Raw genomic sequence first — 17691 nt, 5'->3', positions numbered from 1 at the left:
GCGAACGTGGAGGGCGTTTATGAAAGAGTTATGTATTCTTCTGGTGCTGCTGGTCTTTTGTCCCACATTTGTCCAGGCTCAGGATGAGCGTATCGGCAGCATCAAGAACGTTGAGGGTGAGGTTTTTGTCCTGCGCGGCGGCGAGACGATCGCGGCGGAGGCGGGGACGGTGCTCTATCGCGCCGATCAGCTAAAAACCGGCGAGACGGGCCGGGTTGGTGTGGTCTTTCGCGATGATACCCGTCTCTCTCTCGGTGGTAACAGCGACCTGGCTGTCGAGCAGTTCGAATTCGCCCCTGGCGAGGGGCGTTTTGGACTGGTGTTGCGTTTGGCCCGGGGGATGGCGGCCTTTGTTTCCGGGCAGATCTCCAAACTCGCGCCCGATGCCGTGCGTCTGGAAACCCCGGTGGGAACGGTGGGGGTGAGGGGAACGCATTTTGTCATGGATATCGTCGGATAACTTGTCGAGAAGGAGGGATCGCCTGATGGAGTTGTTGTCGCGAATACTGGTTGTGTTTTTTGTCTCTGCAGTGCTGGCGGCATGCAGTGCTCCGCAGGCTCCCCCTCAAAGTTTGTTTGTGCTCATGCCGGACGATAGCGGTACGGTCGGGAGCATTACGGTCAGCAATCCACAAGGTTCGCAAACTCTCGGGGAGGCCTGGCAGGCGACGGCTGTCGCCGATTCTGCGGCTTCCCCCGCCGCCCCGACGATCCTCTCTGCCGATGAAGTCAAGGCCCGTTTCCACGACGCCCTGGCGGTGCAACCGGAGCCGGTGCGGCGCTTTATCCTCTATTTCCAAAAAGGCTCCAAGGCGCTTACCGAAGAATCGCAAGCCCTCATCCCCGAGGTTATCGCGACGATCCGCGAGCGCCGCTCGGTCGATACCAGCGTCGTCGGCCACACCGACACGGTCGGTTCCAACGAAGCCAATATGCGTCTTTCCCAGGAGCGCGCCGCGATCATTGCTACGATGTTGACCGATGCCGGGATTGATCCGACGATGCTTGAAACCAGTTCCCACGGCGAGCGCAATCTGCTGGTGTCGACTGACGACGAGGTTTCCGAGCCGCGCAACCGTCGCGTCGAAATTACCGTGCGCTGATGCTGCATCTTCTCGAATCGCGGATCGGTCGCGATCTCATCCGCGGGCGATGGCTCATCCTGCTGGCCGGGGTGGGGCTCACCCTTTTCGCCTGCCTCCTCTCGGTTTGGCGACCGGCACTGGTCAGCGAACTGGACCAGCGGGTCTATGATCTGCTGCTCCGGGTTTCCGCCGAATCCATCGACGATCCCCAGGTGGTCATCGTTGATATCGACGACCCCAGCTTACAAGAGTACGGCCAGTGGCCCTGGCCCCGTTCGCTGCTCGCTCTGCTCTTGGACCAGGTGCGTCACGGCGAACCCCGTGCGGTGGGGGTGGACATGATGCTCGCCGAGCCTGACCGCATGCACCCCGAGGCGTTGGATTCGCAATTGCGGGAATGGCTTGAGGCGTTGTTTCAAACGCCGACACCGCCCTATTCCGATCAGGCCCTGGCCCGGGTTCTCGCCGACGGCCCCTTTGTCCTGGGGTACAAGGTTCATTTCGACGCACCGGGCGCCGGTGTCTGGACCGGCGCCGAACCGTCAGCCTTGGCCCTGCCCGTGCCCGAATCCCGTCTCTTTGAAGCCCGGGGTCGTCTGGGAATTCTGCCAGAACTGGCCGAGAGCATTTCCGCCGCCGGATTTCTCAATGCCGTTGCTGATCGCGACGGCATCTTTCGTCGCATCCCTCTCTTGATCACCGCCCAGGGCGATCTCTACCCCGGACTGGCCCTGGCGACCCTGCTTCTTGCCGACGGCGTGGAAACGCCAGCGCTACTGGCCGGCCGAAATGAACTCTTCCTGCGGTGGGGAGAGCGCCGGGTTCCTCTGGATAAACAGGGTAATTTTCTTGTCGATTTTCCGGCGGCTCGGGGCGGCTGGCAGCGGATATCCGCCGCGACCCTGCTGGATGATCCCCAGGCCGCCGCTCGGCTCAAGGACAAGGTCGTCTTTGTCGGCGTCGCCGCCACCGGCCTTGATACCCGCCTGGTCTCTCCTTTGGGTGAAACCTTTCTCGGGGTGGAAATCCACGCTCGCATTGCTGCCAACATCCTCAACGGCGATTTCATCCGGGTGCCGGGCTGGTTTCCCGGTGCCGACATCCTCATGCTGGTCGTTTCCGGGCTGCTCTTGCCGATCTTGCTCGCCTGGCTTTCGCCGACCGTCGGTCTGCTGCTGACCGCCCTTTCCGGGCTGCTGCTCTGGACCGGAAGCGCCTGGCTGCTCAACCTGCATGGGCTCTTCCTCTCTCCGGTCATGCCGGTTCTACTCATGTGTGCCATCCTCGGCGCCGCGACCCTGCTGCGTTTCCGCTTCGAAGAGCGCCGCTCTCATCAGCATCAGGAACAGACCGAGTTCATGCAGAACTTCATGATGCAGTCGCTCTGTTCCCTGGCCAGCATCCGCGACAGCGAAACCGGAGCGCACATCCTGCGCACGGAAAAATATCTGCGTTCCGTGGCGGAGGAGCTTGGTCATCATCCCCGTTACGGCAAGATTCTCACCCCCGACACCATCGATCTCCTCTGCCGTCTGGCTTCCTTGCACGATATCGGCAAGGTCGGGGTGCCCGATCTGCTGCTGCTCAAGCCCGGGCCGCTAACCTCTGAGGAGTACGAGGAAATCAAGAAGCACACCACCTACGGGCGGCAGGTGATTGATGAGGCGGAACGCCGTGCCGGGGTTTCCGGCAGCCCGGCGTTACAGACGGCGCGGGAAATTGTCTACTGCCATCATGAGTGGTGGGATGGCAGCGGCTATCCCGAAGGGCTCAAGGGGGAGGAAATCCCCCTGCCTGGTCGGTTGATGGCCATCGCCGACGTTTACGACGCCCTGGTCTGCCAACGGGTTTACAAGCCCTCCATCAGTCACGATGCGGCGGTGCGGATCATCCGCCAACGCAGCGGTACCCAATTTGATCCTGAAATTGTGGAAGCCTTTCTCCGGGTCGAAAAAGACTGGAAGCGGATCTACGGGGATTTGAAAGGGCAGGGGGAGAACGAAGAGTTGCCGAACGGCATTGTTGATCCACTGAAGTAGCCGCGGCCGGAGCGTGGCTGTGGGCGAACAAGGTTTTATTTCTTGACAAGCCCTCGGGTGAACGATGATTCTAGGCCGATTCCTATCGGCCTTTTTTCATGTGAACAGGAGCCAGTCATGCGTCGATTCTACCGGTTGAGCATCTTCCTTCTCTTGGGCGTGGTCCTGTCGGCCGGATCCGTCGCCGCCTTCAACCAGCCGTCGGTCAACCTCGGCTTCACCAGTTTTCTCGACGGCGCGCCTCCCGCCGGCAGCGGGCTCTATCTGACCGAATATCTTCAGTACTACACCGCCGACAAACTGGCGGACCTGCCCTTTGACGATCCCTCGGTCGATGTCACCATCAGTCTCACCCAGGCCACCTACCAGTCGGCGACGGAACTTTTCCCCGGCGCCCGCTGGGGGCTCAACGTCATGCTGCCGCTGGTTTTCATCGACAGCGATCCCCTGCCGGAAACGGATTCGGGTTTCGGCGACCTGCTCGTCGGTCCCTTTCTCCAATGGGATCCGATCATGGGTAAGGAGGGGCCGCGGATGCTCAATCGCATCGAGCTGCAGACCATCTGGCCGACCGGGAAGTACGACGAAAAGAGGGCGCTCAATCCCGGCAGCAACCATTTCTCCTTCAATCCTTATTGGTCAGCGACGCTTTTTCTCACCCAGGAAGTGACGGCCTCCTGGCGCATTCACTACCTGTGGAACGACACGAACGACGATCCCTTCGGCGGGGCCGACGAGCTCAAGGCGGGGCAGGCCTGGCACGGGAATTTCACCCTGGATACGGCCGTCTTCCCCAAAACCCTGCGGGTCGGGCTCAACGGCTACTTTTTCGATCAGCTCACTCATACCCGGGTCGACGGCCGCTCCATCGATGACGACGAGCGGGTTTTTGCCGTCGGCCCCGGCGGCATCTGGCATATCAGCCCCGACATGCACCTCTTTTTCAATGTCTATAAAGAATTCGAGGCGGAAAATCGGCCGGAGGGAGAGCGCTATAACCTGCGCTTCGTCTGGCATCTGTAAGTTTGATCCACCCGGGGAAAAGCGTCTTCGGAAAGGTGTTCCTGATTGCCCAATTTTTAATTTTCACTTAAAAAAGTTTCCAATGGGGGGTTACTCGATTCAGGGTGTTTATGTAACAATAGTCGATGATGTGGCCGTGGAACTGTTTCCATTGGAGAATCAACGATGTCACAAACACCTGATTTATGGCGTCTTCTTCGTGCTTTCCTGGTTGGCTCCCTGGTTGTTTGCGGTGTTTTCCATTTGGCTGAAGGGCGAAATGACGGAATCGATTTCCTTCACGCCTATGTGTTCCCGCTGCTCGTGGGTGGAGCCCTGGGTGTGGCCGGATTTTTCCTGGGGCGCTTTCGCGCCCGGCGAGAGCTCTTTTCACGACAGGAAGGACTCACCCGGATCATGGTGATGATCTTGAGTACCCTGGGGGGCGCCCTGTTGCTGGTGGCACTCTCCGCGCTGCAGAAGGTGATGGCGGGCTTTCCTCTCCAACCGAAAGCTTTCATCGTCCCCTTTGTTTTCGGTTCCGGCAGCGGGGTGTTGCTCGGGCTCTATCTGCAGAAGATCAAGACCTCCCTGCGCCAACAGACCCGGAGTCGGCGGCGTTTGAGCCTCATTCTGCGCTCCCTGCACGATGGCGTCATCGTTACCGATCCTTCGGGGCGCATCGAGTTGATGAATTCGGCGTCGCGGGAACTGCTCCCCGGAATCGAAGCCCTTTCTGCCGTCGAGACGCTTGAACTCGCCCTGCCGCGACTGGTTTGTCCGCTGGATAAATCCAGGGAGTCCCTCCTCTCCTCCGACTGTCCCGTCTTGCTCGCGACCCGACAGGGCGGCAAGGTGTTGCGGGGCAAGTTCGCGAGCCTTCATGACGCGGATGGGGCGGATACCGGTTCGGTGCTGGTGTTGCAGGATGTCACCTTCGAGCACAAGATCGAGCGCTTGAAGTCGGAATTCATCATTGCCGCCGCTCATGAACTGAAGACCCCGATTACGGTACTCAGCGGCTTCGCCGAAATGTTACAGGACGAGCTCCTTTCCCCCGAACAGCGTCAGGATGGATTGCGCCGGATCTATGAAAATTCCTGGCGTCTCAACCACATCCTCGACGTGCTGCTCGATATCAGTTGCGTCGATTCGGGGCTGCCGCTGCCGCTCGAACGGCGGATCCATCCCGTAGCCGAGCTGCTCGACGATGTGCGGGAGTACTGTCAGGGGCTATCAACCAACCAGCGTTTTGATTTTTCCCTGATCGCTTCCGACAGTCGTCTCGATATCGACCGGGTTAAAGTCGAACAAATTTTCACCAGCCTGGTGAGCAATGCCGTCAAGTTTTCGCCGAATCCCGGAGTTGTCCGCATCATGGGCCAACCCGAGGCGGGTTTTTACCGCTTCGAGGTGGTCGACCAGGGGACGGGCATGAACGACGAGGAAAGGTGCCGTGTTTTCGACCGCTTTTTCCGGGCCGACGCCTCCGATACGGCGCTGGGCGGCATCGGACTGGGCATGAGCCTGGTCAAGGCCATCGTCGAGGCGCATGGGGGAAAGATCTCCCTGGAAAGTCAGCCGGGACTCGGTACCCGGGTCGCCTTTTCCTTGCCTTTGGCGCAAGTTTGAACACGCAGCCGGCGCCTGCAGTTGCCTTTGTTTCGGCGGTTTCTGATTTATTTACTCTTGTTTTTTTGTGGATTTGCGGTATAGATAATCCGAATGTGTTTCATTTTCGAGTCTTACGGGGAGGTCGCGGATGGTCAAGGATATCGGTTTTATCGGTCTAGGTACAGTCGGGCGTCACATCGCCGCCAATCTGTTGAAAGCACATTATAAACTGACGGTTTACGACACCAAGTCGGACGCAGTTAGCGATCTGGTCAAACAGGGCGCCAAATCGGCAGCGAGCCCTTTCGAGGTGGCGCAGAACAAGGACATGCTCATTGTCGTGTTGCCCGAAAAGGAAGAAGTCAGTGCGGCCCTGAACGGCAAGGAAGGTTTTATGGAAGGCCTCAAGCCGGGGGCTATCCTGGTCGATATGGGCACCCATTCCCTGGAGGCGACCCTGGATCTGGCCGCCAGATCCTCCGCTAAGGGCGTACAGTTTCTCGAAGCGCCGATCTGGGGGACCAAGGAACACGCCATCAGCGGCCTGCTGACGGTCCTCACCGGCGGCGATCACACCCTGCTCAGTCGCTGCCGCGAAGTCTTTTCCCATTTCGCCCTGAACATCATCCATGTGGGCGAGGTCGGTGCCGCGACGCGCATGAAGTTTGTGGTTAACTTGGTGCAGTCCGAGTTGATGGTGGCGCTGGCCGAGGGCCTGGTGCTGGGTGAAAAACTCGGTTTCAACGCCGAGAAGATCCTCGAAGTCCTTGAATCGGGCGGCGTGGCCTCGCCGCTCTTCAACGCCAAGGGGCGGTCCATCGCCCGGGGGGATTTCTCCCGCAACCTGGCTTTGAAGTACGTTTATGAAGGCCTGATGCAGGCCAAGGAAGTGGCGGATAAATCGAGCCTTGAGTTGCCAGCGGCCAATGCGGTAGCGAAGGTTTATGAAAAGGCGGTCAAGGCCGGTCGGGGCGAGGAAGATTTCTCGGCGGTTATCAAGGAACTCGGCTAGGCCGTTTGGGCCGTTTGCTTCACACATAACACACACAAAAAAGCCTCGCACCTGCGAGGCTTTTTTGTGTCTGGATGCCGCTTTTCCCTCGGGTGGCGAGTCGTTGACACTCTCGCCGGGGGGGTGCTAGTATCGAACCTTCCTTAATCCGCGCAGCGCCGCCGGGGGAGATCGACCGCCATGGACCAGAAACTGCAAATGCTCCTCGACACCGTCCGCAAGCTGATCCGGCGCGGCGCCTATCCTCATATCACCAAGGTTCTCGCCAAGTCCCATCCTGCCGATATCGCCCATCTTTTCCGCTATCTCGACCTCAAGGAACAGCGCATCCTCTTCAATCTGCTGGCTGATCCGGAAATCTCGGCCTACGTTCTTTCCGAGCTCGACCATGCCACCGGCGCCCAGCTGCTGGAACAGATCGATAAGGAAACGATCACCGAAGTGTTGCAGGAGATGCCCTACGACGACGCCGTCGACATCATCCGCAACATGCCTGAGGAGCTGGCCGAGGAAGTGCTGCAGAGCATGGAGGTCGAGCACTCGGAAGAGATCGAGGAGCTGCTCAAATACGATGAGGATACCGCCGGTGGCATCATGGCCACCGAGATCTTCTCTCTACGCGAGGAAATGACGGTTCGGGAGGCGATCGAGGCGGTACAGGGCGCCGAAGACATCGAGATGGTCTTCTATCTCTACGTCACCGACGAATATAATCATCTGGTTGGGGTTTTATCCTTGCGTCAGTTGTTGACCGTGCCGCCGACGGCCCGGCTCAAGGATATCATGACCGCCGATGTCATCAGCGTGCGCACCGATATCGACCAGGAAGAGGTGGCCCATTTGGTGGCCAAATACAACATCCTGGCGATTCCCGTCGTCGACGAGGGGAACAAGCTGATGGGGATCATCACCGTCGATGACGTCATCGACGTTATGCGCGAGGAGGCCACCGAGGACATCTACAAGATGGCCGGCTCCAGCGACGAGGAATTGCTGTACGGATACAAATCTTTCAAAATCGCCCGTCTGCGCCTGCCCTGGCTGATCACCAACCTTTTTGGCGGAGTGATCACCGGCTATCTGATGTGGCTGTTTAAGGCGACCCTGGAGGAAGTTATCGCCCTTATTTCCTTCATCCCGGTCATCACCGGCATGGGTGGCAACGTCGGTGGTCAGTCGGCGACCATCGTCGTGCGTGGCTTCGCCACTGGCCGCGTCGACGTTTCCACCATGCGCCAGGTTTTCCTGAAAGAGTTGCGGGTGGGGGTCATCATGGGTGTGGTCTGCGGTACGACCATCGGCCTGGTCGCCTTTTTCTGGCACCATAATCCCTATCTGGGGCTGGTAGTCGGTCTGGCCATGGTGACCGCCATGTCCGTAGCGGCGACCATGGGCGTCGTAGCCCCGTTTTTTTTCAAGCGTGTTGGGGTCGATCCGGCCATCGCTTCCACTCCCTTTGTGCAGACCGCCAACGATATTACCGGCATTCTCATCTATTTCGGCACCGCCACCCTTTTTCTCAGCTACCTGCGTTAGCTGTCACCGCCGATGCGCTTCTTCCGTTCCGAGGCGATCGTGCTGCGCCATCTCGACTATGGCGAGGCCGATCGCATCGTCACCTTTTTTGCTCCCGGTCATGGCCGACTACGTGGTTTCGCGCGGGGAGCCCGCAACAGCCGGCGGCGCTTCGCGGCTTCTTTGGAACCTTTTGCCGGCGTGATTCTTCATTGGGCGACTCCCCGTTCCGGGGGGCTGGTCACTCTGAAGGAATCGGAATTGGTCGACCTTCGCGCCGGACTGCGCACCGACCTGCCGGCCATCGCTCTGGCGGGCTACGCCTGCGAACTGATCGAGGCGTTCTTCGCCGAAGGAGAGGCCCAGGATGAGGTCTATGCGCTCCTCAAGTCGCTGCTCGATTTCCTTGCCGCCGCCGGGGGAAGTTCGACGGCGCGGTTGTTGTTCGAGTTGCGTCTGCTCAATCTCTCCGGTTACATTCCCCACCTGCTCCATTGCTCTGCCTGCTTCGGTTCCCTGCCCGGACCCCATGTGAGCTTTTCTGCCCGGCGCGGCGGCAGCCTCTGCCCGGACTGCGCAGGGCGTGAGCAAGGACTTTCCCTGGACCTTCTGACCCTCGGTTCCGTCTCGCGGCTGATTCATGCCCCTGCGACCGTTTTCGACGGCATTCGCCTGGGCGAGCGGACCCTGCGCGAGGGGCGGGAACTGGTGGCGAACACCCTGGAGTGCCATCTTTGCCGGCCGTTGCGTTCGCAAAACTTTCTAGAGGGGATATTGCTCGACCTGGGGGCGGGCAAAGGGGGCTAAATACCCTTTCTAGCGATGATTCCAGCTTGACAGTCCGGGTTGGAAAAAGCTAGTATTCGATTTTTTTAAGCAGGTCCCGAGCCAGGGATTTAATCCGGGTTGGGACGGTCGACGGTTGGGCCGGTCTCAGCTTCTTTCTGGAGGTCGCGTGACGTTTCAAGATCTGATTCTCTCCTTGCAGAATTACTGGGCCGGGCAAGGATGCATCATTCAGCAGCCCTACGATGTGGAAAAAGGTGCCGGCACGTTCAACCCCGCGACATTTCTTCGGGTTCTTGGCCCCGAACCCTGGAAGGTCGCCTATGTCGAACCCTCCCGCCGCCCCACCGACGGCCGCTACGGCGAAAATCCCAACCGTCTTCAGCACTACTACCAGTTCCAGGTCATCCTCAAACCCTCGCCGATGAACATCCTCGATCTTTATCTCGACTCCCTCAAGAGCTTCGGGATCGACCCCAAGGCCCATGACATCCGTTTCGTTGAAGATGACTGGGAGTCCCCGACCCTCGGCGCCTGGGGCCTGGGCTGGGAGGTCTGGCTGGATGGTATGGAGATCACCCAGTTCACCTATTTCCAGCAGGCGGGCGGCATCGATCTCAAGCCCGTTTCGGGCGAGATCACTTACGGTTGCGAACGCATCGCCATGTATCTGCAAGGGGTCGATAACGTTTATGACCTCGAATGGGTCAAGGGGGTCAAATATGGCGACGTTCACCATCGGAGCGAGGTCGAGTTTTCGACCTACAACTTCGAAGAGGCCGACGTCGATATGCTCCTCAAGCTCTTCACCATGTATGAAAAAGAATGCATCCGCCTGGTGGAGCGCGGCCTGGTTCTTCCCGCCTACGACTACGTCATGAAATGTTCCCACTCTTTCAATCTGCTCGATGCCCGGGGGGCGATTTCGGTCACCGAACGGGCCAACTACATCGGCCGGGTTCGTAATGTGGCCAAACTCTGCGCCGAAGGCTATCTGCAACTGCGTGAGAAACTCGGCTTCCCGCTGCTGAAAGGAGGCCGCTGATGGCTCAGGAACTGCTGCTTGAAATAGGAACCGAGGAGATCCCCGCAGGATTCCTGCCCAAGGCCATGGCTGATATGGCCGCCTTGATCCGCACGGAACTGGAGAACGCCCAACTCGCCTTTGGTGCCATCCGCACCCTGGCCACGCCCCGGCGCCTGTTGTTGGTGGTCGAGGGGGTCGAGGAACATCAACCGACTCTGCGCAGCGAAGTGATGGGGCCGGCCAAGAGCGTCGCCTTCGCTGCCGACGGCAAGCCGACCAAGGCCGGCGAGGGCTTCGCCCGCGGTCAGGGGGTCACCGTCGACCAGTTGGTTATTGTCGAGACAGAAAAAGGGGCCTATGTCTGCGCCAAGAAGGAACAGGCCGGTCGGCCCACGGCGGAATTGTTGACAGAAATCCTGCCCCGGCTGATTCAGGCCATTCCCTTCAAGAAATCGATGCGCTGGAAGGATCTCGAGGTTCGCTTCGCCCGCCCGGTGCACTGGATCGTCGCTCTTTACGGTGGCGCCGTGGTCCCCTTCGCTTTCGGCAATATCGCGAGCGGCAACGAGTCGCGGGGACATCGCTTCATGGCTCCCGGCACCTTTTCCGTCAAGGACTTCAGCCAGTATCTGCAGGAGTGCGAACGCCATTTCGTCATCGTCGACCCGGAAAAGCGCAAGACGATCATCCGCGCCGAGGTCGCCCGTCTGGCCAAGGAGGCCGGGGGGGAAGTGCTTGCCGACGAGGAACTGCTGGAGCAGGTCTCCTACCTGGTGGAATATCCCAGCGCCGTCCTCGGCACCTTCAATCCCGACTTTCTGCAAGTGCCGAAAGAGGTGCTGATTACCTCCATGCGCAGCCATCAGCGCTATTTCTCCCTGGTGGATGCCGCCGGCAAGCTGATGCCGGCCTTCATCACCATCAACAACACCCTGGCCCCCGATCCTGCGGTGGTGGTGCGGGGAAACGAGCGGGTGCTCCGTGCCCGCCTTTCTGACGCCCGCTTCTTTTTTGAGGAAGACAAGAAGGTTCCCCTCGCGGATCGCGTCGAAGCACTCAAGTCGGTGGTCTATCAGGCCAAGCTTGGCACCTCTTTCGAGAAAATGGAGCGTTTTCGGGCCCTCGCCGTCGGTCTTGCCGAGCAGCTGGCGCCGACCCTCAAGGAGCAGGCCGCCCGCGCCGCCACCCTGTGCAAGGCCGACCTGGTTTCCGGTATGGTCGGCGAGTTTCCCGAAGTGCAGGGGGTGATGGGACGCGAGTACGCCCTGCTTGAAGGGGAGGATGCCGAAGTCGCCCAGGCGATCTACGAGCACTACCTGCCGACCCAGGCCGGCGGCTCCATCCCTTCCGCCGACCTCGGCGCCTTTGTCTCCATCGCCGACAAGCTCGATACCCTCTGCGGCTGTTTCGGCGTCGGTCTCATTCCTACCGGCACCGCCGACCCCTACGCCCTGCGGCGCAGCGCCATCGGCATTCTCAATATCATTCTCGGGCGCGGCTACCGTCTTTCCCTGCCGGAACTTGTCGATCGCAGCCTCGATCTGCTGACCGCCAAGCTGACCCGCCCCCGCCCCGAGGTCCGCGCCGACGTCCTCGAATTTCTCCGCCTGCGTCTGGTCAATCTGCTCACCGGGCAGGGCTATCCCCAGGATGTGGTCGACGCGGTCCTTTCCGCCTCCTTTGCCGATGTCGCCGACGCCCTGGCTCGGGTCAAGGCTCTGGCCGAGCTCAAAGGGCGTGAAGATTTCGAGCCGCTGGCCGTTGCCTTTAAGCGGGTTGTCAATATAATTAAAGGTGGCGTCGATACGCCCGTGGCGCCGGCGCTTTTCGCCTCTCCCTGCGAGGGGGCTTTGTTTGAAGCGACCGGGCAGGCGGCCGGTCAGGTCGCCCAGGCGGTCGCGGCTGGGGATTATGCCGCGGCTTTGCGTGCCATCGCCGGTCTGCGCGGCACGGTAGACGGCTTTTTTGAGGGCGTCATGGTCATGGCCGACCAGGACGCCGTGCGTATCAATCGCCTGGCGCTGCTCACCGGCGTCGCCAGGCTGTTCGAGGGGATCGCGGATTTTTCCCGGATCGCCGCATAAGGGCCGGGGAGCCCGTTACTTGGCCGGGGCAGGTCCCGGCGCTAAAAACTTTTCAGGAGGAGACGGTTGATGGCTGTGAAGTATGTGTACTTTTTTGGCGACGGGAAAGCCGAGGGCAAGGGCGACATGAAAAACCTGCTGGGCGGCAAGGGTGCCAACCTGGCGGAAATGACCTCCATCGGGCTGCCGGTTCCGGCGGGTTTCACCATCACCACCGAGGTCTGCACCGAGTTCTACAAGAACAATCGCCAGTATCCGGCGGAACTTAAAAGGGAAGTCGAGGAGAAGCTCAAGCAGGTCGAGACCCTGATGGGCAAAAAATTCGGTGACCGCAAGAATCCGCTGCTGGTGTCGGTACGCTCCGGCGCCCGCGCCTCCATGCCCGGCATGATGGACACCGTCCTCAACCTCGGCCTCAACGACGAGACCGTGCAGGGGATCATCGAGCAGAGCGGCGACCCCCGCTTCGCCTACGACTCCTACCGCCGCTTCATTCAGATGTACTCCGACGTTGTCATGGAAATGGACGGCGACATCCTCGAACATCTCCTTGAGCAGAAAAAAGAAGCTCGCGGGGTGGAACTCGACACCGATCTGACCGCCGACGATCTCAAGGATCTGGTTGTGAAGTTCAAGCAGAAGGTCAAGGAAGAGCTCGGCCGCGACTTCCCCGAGAATCCCGAGGAGCAGCTCTGGGGCGCCATCGGCGCGGTTTTCGGCTCGTGGATGAACCCCCGCGCCATCACCTACCGCAAGCTTAACAACATCCCCGCTGAGTGGGGGACCGCCGTCAACGTCCAGTCCATGGTCTACGGCAACATGGGGGATGACTGTGCCACCGGCGTCGCCTTCACCCGCGACCCCTCCACCGGCGAGAACTACTTCTACGGCGAATATCTGGTCAACGCCCAGGGCGAAGACGTCGTCGCCGGCATCCGCACTCCGCAGCCGATTAATAAGGCCAAACACAAGCCCGGTGACCTGCCGGCGATGGAAGATGTGCTCCCCGACTGCTACGCCCAGCTGGCGAAGATCCGCGACATCCTCGAGAAGCATTACAAGGATATGCAGGATATCGAGTTCACCATCGAAAAGGGCAAGCTCTACATGCTGCAAACCCGTAACGGCAAACGCACCGCCAATGCGGCGGTGAAGATTGCCGTCGACATGGTCAAGGAAGGGCTGATTGACGACAAGGAAGGGGTCCTGCGTGTCGAACCCTCCCAACTCGACCAGCTGCTTCATCCCTCCCTCGACCCCAAGGCGGCCAAGACAGTGATCGCCAAGGGTCTGCCCGCTTCCCCCGGCGCTGCCTGCGGCGAAGTCGTCTTCTCCGCCGATGAGGCCGAGAACGCCGCCAAAATGGGCCTCAAGGTCATTCTGGTGCGGGTCGAAACCAGCCCCGAGGACATCCACGGCATGCACGCCGCCCAGGGGATCCTCACCGCCCGCGGCGGCATGACCTCGCACGCGGCGGTCGTTGCTCGCGGCATGGGTAAATGCTGCGTGGCCGGCTGTGGCGACATCGTTGTCAATTATCGCGAGCAGCAGTTCACCGCCAAGGGCGGCGTGATTATCAAGAAGGGCGACATCATCACCCTCGACGGCTCCACCGGCGAAGTCATCCTCGGTCAGGTGCCGACCGTTCAGCCGGAACTGACCGGCGACTTCGGTCAGCTCATGCAGTGGGTCGATAAGTACCGCAAGCTCAAGGTCCGCACCAACGCCGACACCCCGCAGGATGCCAAGGTCGCCCGTGAGTTCGGCGCCGAGGGGATCGGCCTGTGCCGCACCGAGCATATGTTCTTCGATGCCGACCGCATCATGGCCGTGCGTGAAATGATCCTTTCCGAAGATGTCGAAGGCCGCAAGCGTGCCCTGATCAAGATCCTGCCCATGCAGAAAAGCGACTTCATTGGCCTCTTCCGCGAAATGAAGGGGCTGCCGGTCACCATCCGCCTGCTCGATCCGCCGCTGCACGAGTTCCTGCCGCAGAAGGATTCGGAGATCGACGAGCTCGCCAAGGTCATGAATGTGACCGCCCAGACCCTCAAGAACAAAGTGGAATTCCTCCACGAGTTCAACCCGATGCTCGGCCATCGCGGCTGCCGTCTCGGCATCACCTTCCCCGAGATCTATGATATGCAAGTTCAGGGGATCATGGAAGCGGCCTGCGAGCTGATCAAGAACGAAGGCTTCTCGATCATCCCCGAGATCATGATCCCGCTGGTCGGCGAGGTGAAGGAACTGGCGATTCTCAAGGCCAACGCGGTGCGCGTGTGCGATGAGGTCATCGCCCGCTACGGCGTCAAGGTCGAATATCTGATCGGCACCATGATCGAGCTGCCCCGCGCCGCCCTGACCGCCGATGCCATCGCCAAGGAAGCCGAGTTCTTCTCCTTTGGCACCAACGACCTGACCCAAACGACCTACGGCCTCTCCCGCGACGACGCCGGCAAGTTCCTGCCCTTCTACGTCGAAAGCGAGATTTATCCCAACGACCCCTTCGTCGCCCTCGACCAGGCCGGCGTCGGCCAGTTGGTGAAGATGGGTTGCGAAAAGGGCCGGGCCACCCGCCCCAACATCAAGCTCGGCATCTGCGGCGAGCACGGCGGCGAGCCGTCGAGCGTCATCTTCTGTCACCATATCGGCCTCGACTACGTCTCTTGTTCTCCTTTCCGGGTGCCCATCGCCCGCCTCGCCGCCGCCCACGCGGCGCTGAAAGGCTAATCGGTCACTCGCCTGACCCCTGCTGCAAACCCGACGCCCCCGGTGGTTTTCCACCGGGGGCGTCGTTGTCTGTGAATACTTGTTTTGCCAAAAAGATTTGTTAATCTTTCTGGGCTGTTATCATTCGTGATTGCGGATGTGGACCTCTGTGAACGAAAGGAGCCTTGTTATGTATTCGCGTTTTTCGTCGCCATCCGACGGCGGTTGGAACCCCTATCTGGCCGGGGCGCTATCCGGTCTGGTGTCGGTCTTTTCCGTGTGGTTCGCCGGAAAGTTCCTCGGCGCTTCCACGACCTTTGTGCGCGTCGCCGGCATGGTGGAGAACGTTTTCTCCCCGGAGCGGGTGGCGCAGATGGATTATTTCATCAAGACCGTGCCCAAGATTGATTGGCAATGGATGTTCGTGGTCGGCATCTTCATCGGTGCCTTGATCGCCTCCTTGAGCGATCGCAGCTTTCGCGTACAGGCTTTGCCCAACCTCTGGCAAGAGCGCTTCGGTGCCGCCAGTACCGGCCGGCGCGCGTTCTTTGCCTTTAGTGGCGGCACCATCGCCATGTTCGGCGCCCGTTTGGCCGGCGGCTGACCGAGTGGTCACGGGCTGAGCGGTTCGCTCCAGCTAGCAATTAGCGGTTTTGTTTCCCTGGTCTGCTTTTTCATCGGTGGCATTATCGTCGCCCGTCTCATCTACGGGGGGAAAGCGTCATGAAAATGCTCATCTACGGTCTGGTGACGGGTATCGCCTTCGGTTTCATTCTGCAGAAGGGGCGGGTGTTGCGCTACGACAAGCAGATTGGCGCCCTCTTGTTCAGGGATATGACCATCATCAAGTTCATGCTGACGAGCGTGCTGGTCGGCATGGTCGGCGTCTATCTGTTGGTCGATCTCGGCCTGGCCCAACTTAGCATCAAAGCGACGGTGCTCGGCGGCAACATCCTCGGTGGGCTGATCTTCGGCCTCGGCTGGGGGCTGCTCGGCTACTGCCCCGGCACTTCGGCGGGGGCCCTCGGGGAAGGGCGCTGGGACGCCGTCTGGGGGCTCTTCGGCATGATCGCCGGCGCCGCCCTCTACGCCGAAGCCTTCCCCCTGATGCAGCGCACCGTGCTGACCTGGGGCAATTTCGGCAAGATCAGCCTGCCGCAAGTTCTGGGGATCAATCACTGGCCGGTCATCATCGTCTTTATCGTCGGAGGGCTGCTGTTGTTCCGTTTTATTGAGAAAAAGGGTTTGTGAGGTTGCGAATGGGGACCATGAAAATTGTCGTGCTGGACGGATACGCCCTCAACCCCGGCGACCTGAGTTGGGACGGGCTGAACGCCTTGGGGGATTGCGTCGTTTACGAGCGGACGCCGGTCGAGCAGATCGTCGAGCGGGCCGCCGGGGCCTGGGCGGTATTGACCAACAAGACGGTCCTTTCGGCGACGACCCTCGCGGCTTTGCCCGACTTGCGCTATATCGGCGTACTCGCCACCGGCTATAACGTGGTCGATGTCGAGGCGGCCGCCCGCCAGGGGATCGCCGTGACCAACGTCCCCGCCTACGGTGCCGCCTCGGTGGCGCAACTGGTCTTCGCCCTGCTGCTGGAGATGTGTTCGCAGGTCGGCCATCATGCCCGGCTGGTGCGGGAGGGGGCCTGGACGCGTTCCCCCGATTTCGCCTTCTGGGACCGGCCGTTGATCGAATTGGAGGGGCTGACGTTAGGGATCGTCGGTTTCGGCGATATCGGACGCAAGGTGGCGGCCCTGGGCCGGGCCTTCGGCATGGAGATTCTCGTGCACACCAAACATCCGGAAAAATACCGGGGGCAAGGGGCGGATGTCGCCTTCGCTGAACTCGATGACCTGTTCGCCCGTAGTGACGTAGTCAGTCTCCATTGCCCGCTGACGGCGGAGACCGAACGGTTGGTCGACACCCGGCGTCTGGCGCTGATGAAATCGACCGCCCGGCTCATCAACACCGGGCGCGGCGCCCTCGTCGACGAGGCGACTCTGGCGGCGGCTCTCAACGACGATCGGCTGGCCGGAGCCGGTCTCGATGTCCTCTGCCAGGAGCCGCCGCCCGCCGACAATCCGCTTCTGCAAGCGCGAAACTGCTTCATCACTCCGCACGTCGCCTGGGCGACCGGTGCCGCCCGTGGCCGGTTGCTGGCGGGGGCGGTCGGTAATCTCCGCGATTTTCTTGCCGGTGTTCCGCGCAATGTGGTGAACGGCGTCGGCCCTGCCGCGCCACCCGTTCCTTGACAGGACCGTCGTCGCGATGCTATAAATCTCTTCACAACTTGAACCTATAACGGCCACGGGACGCTGCGCCTGTGGCCTTTTCTTTCGTTAAGGACAAGCGTCATGCCCGGTAAAAAACGTTCCGCAGGAGATTATATCGATGCCCGCTGCACCAAGTGCCGGGTCATTACCAACCACACCATCATCGCCATGGTCGGCGAGCAAGTGGTGCGTGTGCAGTGTAATACCTGCGGCGGAACCCATAACTATCACGCGCCCAAAGCAGAGAAGCCGGCGGGGGAAGTGAAAACCCGCAAGCCGGCAACCGCAAAGGCGCCCAAAGAAGCCAAGTCCGCCCTCTCCAAGGCGGTGCTGCTGGAGCAGGCCCAGTGGCAGGACGCCAGCCGCGATGCCGATCCGGCCAGTGCCGTGCCTTACCGGATGGATGCGAGCTTCAAGGTGAACAACTGGGTGAGCCACCCGACCTTCGGCTTCGGCCTGGTCCTCGCGGTAACGGGGAACAAGGTGGAAATTCTCTTTCAGGATGGGAAAAAGCTGCTGCGCTGCCAGGGGTAGGGTGG

The 17691-nt window shown here is 60.5% G+C and carries 14 protein-coding genes and 1 pseudogene; all 15 read left to right on the top strand.

Features of this window, described 5'->3' with window-relative positions; genetic code table 11:
* The first annotated feature begins 19 nt into the window (after positions 1 to 19).
* The 15 genes and pseudogenes from BQ4888_RS05510 (at position 20) to BQ4888_RS05440 (ending at position 17686) form a co-directional block, all read left to right on the top strand.
* Positions 20 to 460, top strand: coding sequence for a FecR family protein (locus BQ4888_RS05510; RefSeq protein WP_092054714.1), 441 nt, complete (start codon positions 20 to 22; stop codon positions 458 to 460).
* Positions 461 to 584: 124 nt separating this feature from the next.
* Positions 585 to 1103 (top strand): OmpA family protein, encoded by a 519-nt coding sequence (locus tag BQ4888_RS05505; RefSeq protein ID WP_170232966.1) that lies wholly within the window; start codon positions 585 to 587, stop codon positions 1101 to 1103.
* Positions 1103 to 3124 carry a CHASE2 domain-containing protein gene (locus BQ4888_RS05500; protein ID WP_092054710.1) on the top strand — a complete coding sequence of 674 codons (2022 nt, stop codon included), beginning with the start codon at positions 1103 to 1105 and terminating at the stop codon, positions 3122 to 3124. Before BQ4888_RS05505 ends, BQ4888_RS05500 begins: the two co-directional genes overlap by 1 nt.
* 117 nt (positions 3125 to 3241) lie before the next feature.
* Positions 3242 to 4147: a SphA family protein gene (locus BQ4888_RS05495; RefSeq protein ID WP_092054707.1), complete on the top strand. Its 906-nt coding sequence runs from the start codon at positions 3242 to 3244 to the stop codon at positions 4145 to 4147.
* A gap of 321 nt (positions 4148 to 4468) precedes the next feature.
* Positions 4469 to 5758 carry a sensor histidine kinase gene (locus tag BQ4888_RS05490; RefSeq protein ID WP_170232965.1) on the top strand — a complete coding sequence of 430 codons (1290 nt, stop codon included), beginning with the start codon at positions 4469 to 4471 and terminating at the stop codon, positions 5756 to 5758.
* A gap of 127 nt (positions 5759 to 5885) precedes the next feature.
* Positions 5886 to 6752 (top strand): annotated as a pseudogene (locus tag BQ4888_RS18020) (NAD(P)-dependent oxidoreductase); the annotation flags it as partial.
* 180 nt (positions 6753 to 6932) lie between these two features.
* Positions 6933 to 8288 (top strand): magnesium transporter, encoded by a 1356-nt coding sequence (gene mgtE / locus BQ4888_RS05480; RefSeq protein ID WP_092054698.1) that lies wholly within the window; start codon positions 6933 to 6935, stop codon positions 8286 to 8288.
* A gap of 12 nt (positions 8289 to 8300) precedes the next feature.
* Positions 8301 to 9074: a DNA repair protein RecO gene (gene recO / locus BQ4888_RS05475; RefSeq protein WP_092054695.1), complete on the top strand. Its 774-nt coding sequence runs from the start codon at positions 8301 to 8303 to the stop codon at positions 9072 to 9074.
* Between the two features lie 148 nt (positions 9075 to 9222).
* On the top strand, positions 9223 to 10098 hold the full coding sequence (gene glyQ, locus BQ4888_RS05470; protein WP_092054692.1) for a glycine--tRNA ligase subunit alpha: 876 nt from the start codon (positions 9223 to 9225) through the stop codon (positions 10096 to 10098).
* Entirely contained in the window at positions 10098 to 12164 is a 2067-nt protein-coding gene (gene glyS / locus BQ4888_RS05465) for a glycine--tRNA ligase subunit beta (protein ID WP_092054689.1), read from the top strand. Before glyQ ends, glyS begins: the two co-directional genes overlap by 1 nt.
* Positions 12165 to 12233: 69 nt before the next feature.
* Entirely contained in the window at positions 12234 to 14894 is a 2661-nt protein-coding gene (gene ppdK / locus BQ4888_RS05460; RefSeq protein ID WP_092054686.1) for a pyruvate, phosphate dikinase, read from the top strand.
* A gap of 169 nt (positions 14895 to 15063) precedes the next feature.
* Positions 15064 to 15600 carry a YeeE/YedE thiosulfate transporter family protein gene (locus tag BQ4888_RS05455; protein WP_170232964.1) on the top strand — a complete coding sequence of 179 codons (537 nt, stop codon included), beginning with the start codon at positions 15064 to 15066 and terminating at the stop codon, positions 15598 to 15600.
* Positions 15597 to 16124, top strand: a complete 528-nt coding sequence (locus tag BQ4888_RS05450; RefSeq protein WP_092054683.1) for a YeeE/YedE thiosulfate transporter family protein — start codon at positions 15597 to 15599, stop codon at positions 16122 to 16124. Before BQ4888_RS05455 ends, BQ4888_RS05450 begins: the two co-directional genes overlap by 4 nt.
* A 17-nt stretch (positions 16125 to 16141) precedes the next feature.
* Positions 16142 to 17131 carry a D-2-hydroxyacid dehydrogenase gene (locus BQ4888_RS05445; protein WP_092054745.1) on the top strand — a complete coding sequence of 330 codons (990 nt, stop codon included), beginning with the start codon at positions 16142 to 16144 and terminating at the stop codon, positions 17129 to 17131.
* A 102-nt stretch (positions 17132 to 17233) separates the two neighbouring features.
* The gene (locus tag BQ4888_RS05440) at positions 17234 to 17686 is read left to right on the top strand and encodes a hypothetical protein (RefSeq protein WP_092054681.1); all 453 of its coding nucleotides are present in this window, start codon (positions 17234 to 17236) and stop codon (positions 17684 to 17686) included.
* The last annotated feature ends 5 nt before the right edge of the window (positions 17687 to 17691 follow it).

It is taken from the genome of Desulfuromonas acetexigens (genome assembly GCF_900111775.1).
Taxonomy (GTDB): domain Bacteria; phylum Desulfobacterota; class Desulfuromonadia; order Desulfuromonadales; family Trichloromonadaceae; genus Trichloromonas; species Trichloromonas acetexigens.
This window is presented reverse-complemented; position numbering and strand designations above follow the sequence as displayed.

Coding starts and splice junctions, on each gene's coding strand:
- BQ4888_RS05510 (WP_092054714.1), top strand. CDS start 20: ATGAAAGAGTTATGTATTCTTCTGGTGCTGCTGGTCTTTTGTCCCACA.
- BQ4888_RS05505 (WP_170232966.1), top strand. CDS start 585: ATGCCGGACGATAGCGGTACGGTCGGGAGCATTACGGTCAGCAATCCA.
- BQ4888_RS05500 (WP_092054710.1), top strand. CDS start 1,103: ATGCTGCATCTTCTCGAATCGCGGATCGGTCGCGATCTCATCCGCGGG.
- BQ4888_RS05495 (WP_092054707.1), top strand. CDS start 3,242: ATGCGTCGATTCTACCGGTTGAGCATCTTCCTTCTCTTGGGCGTGGTC.
- mgtE (WP_092054698.1), top strand. CDS start 6,933: ATGGACCAGAAACTGCAAATGCTCCTCGACACCGTCCGCAAGCTGATC.
- recO (WP_092054695.1), top strand. CDS start 8,301: ATGCGCTTCTTCCGTTCCGAGGCGATCGTGCTGCGCCATCTCGACTAT.
- glyS (WP_092054689.1), top strand. CDS start 10,098: ATGGCTCAGGAACTGCTGCTTGAAATAGGAACCGAGGAGATCCCCGCA.
- ppdK (WP_092054686.1), top strand. CDS start 12,234: ATGGCTGTGAAGTATGTGTACTTTTTTGGCGACGGGAAAGCCGAGGGC.
- BQ4888_RS05450 (WP_092054683.1), top strand. CDS start 15,597: ATGAAAATGCTCATCTACGGTCTGGTGACGGGTATCGCCTTCGGTTTC.
- BQ4888_RS05445 (WP_092054745.1), top strand. CDS start 16,142: ATGAAAATTGTCGTGCTGGACGGATACGCCCTCAACCCCGGCGACCTG.
- BQ4888_RS05440 (WP_092054681.1), top strand. CDS start 17,234: ATGCCCGGTAAAAAACGTTCCGCAGGAGATTATATCGATGCCCGCTGC.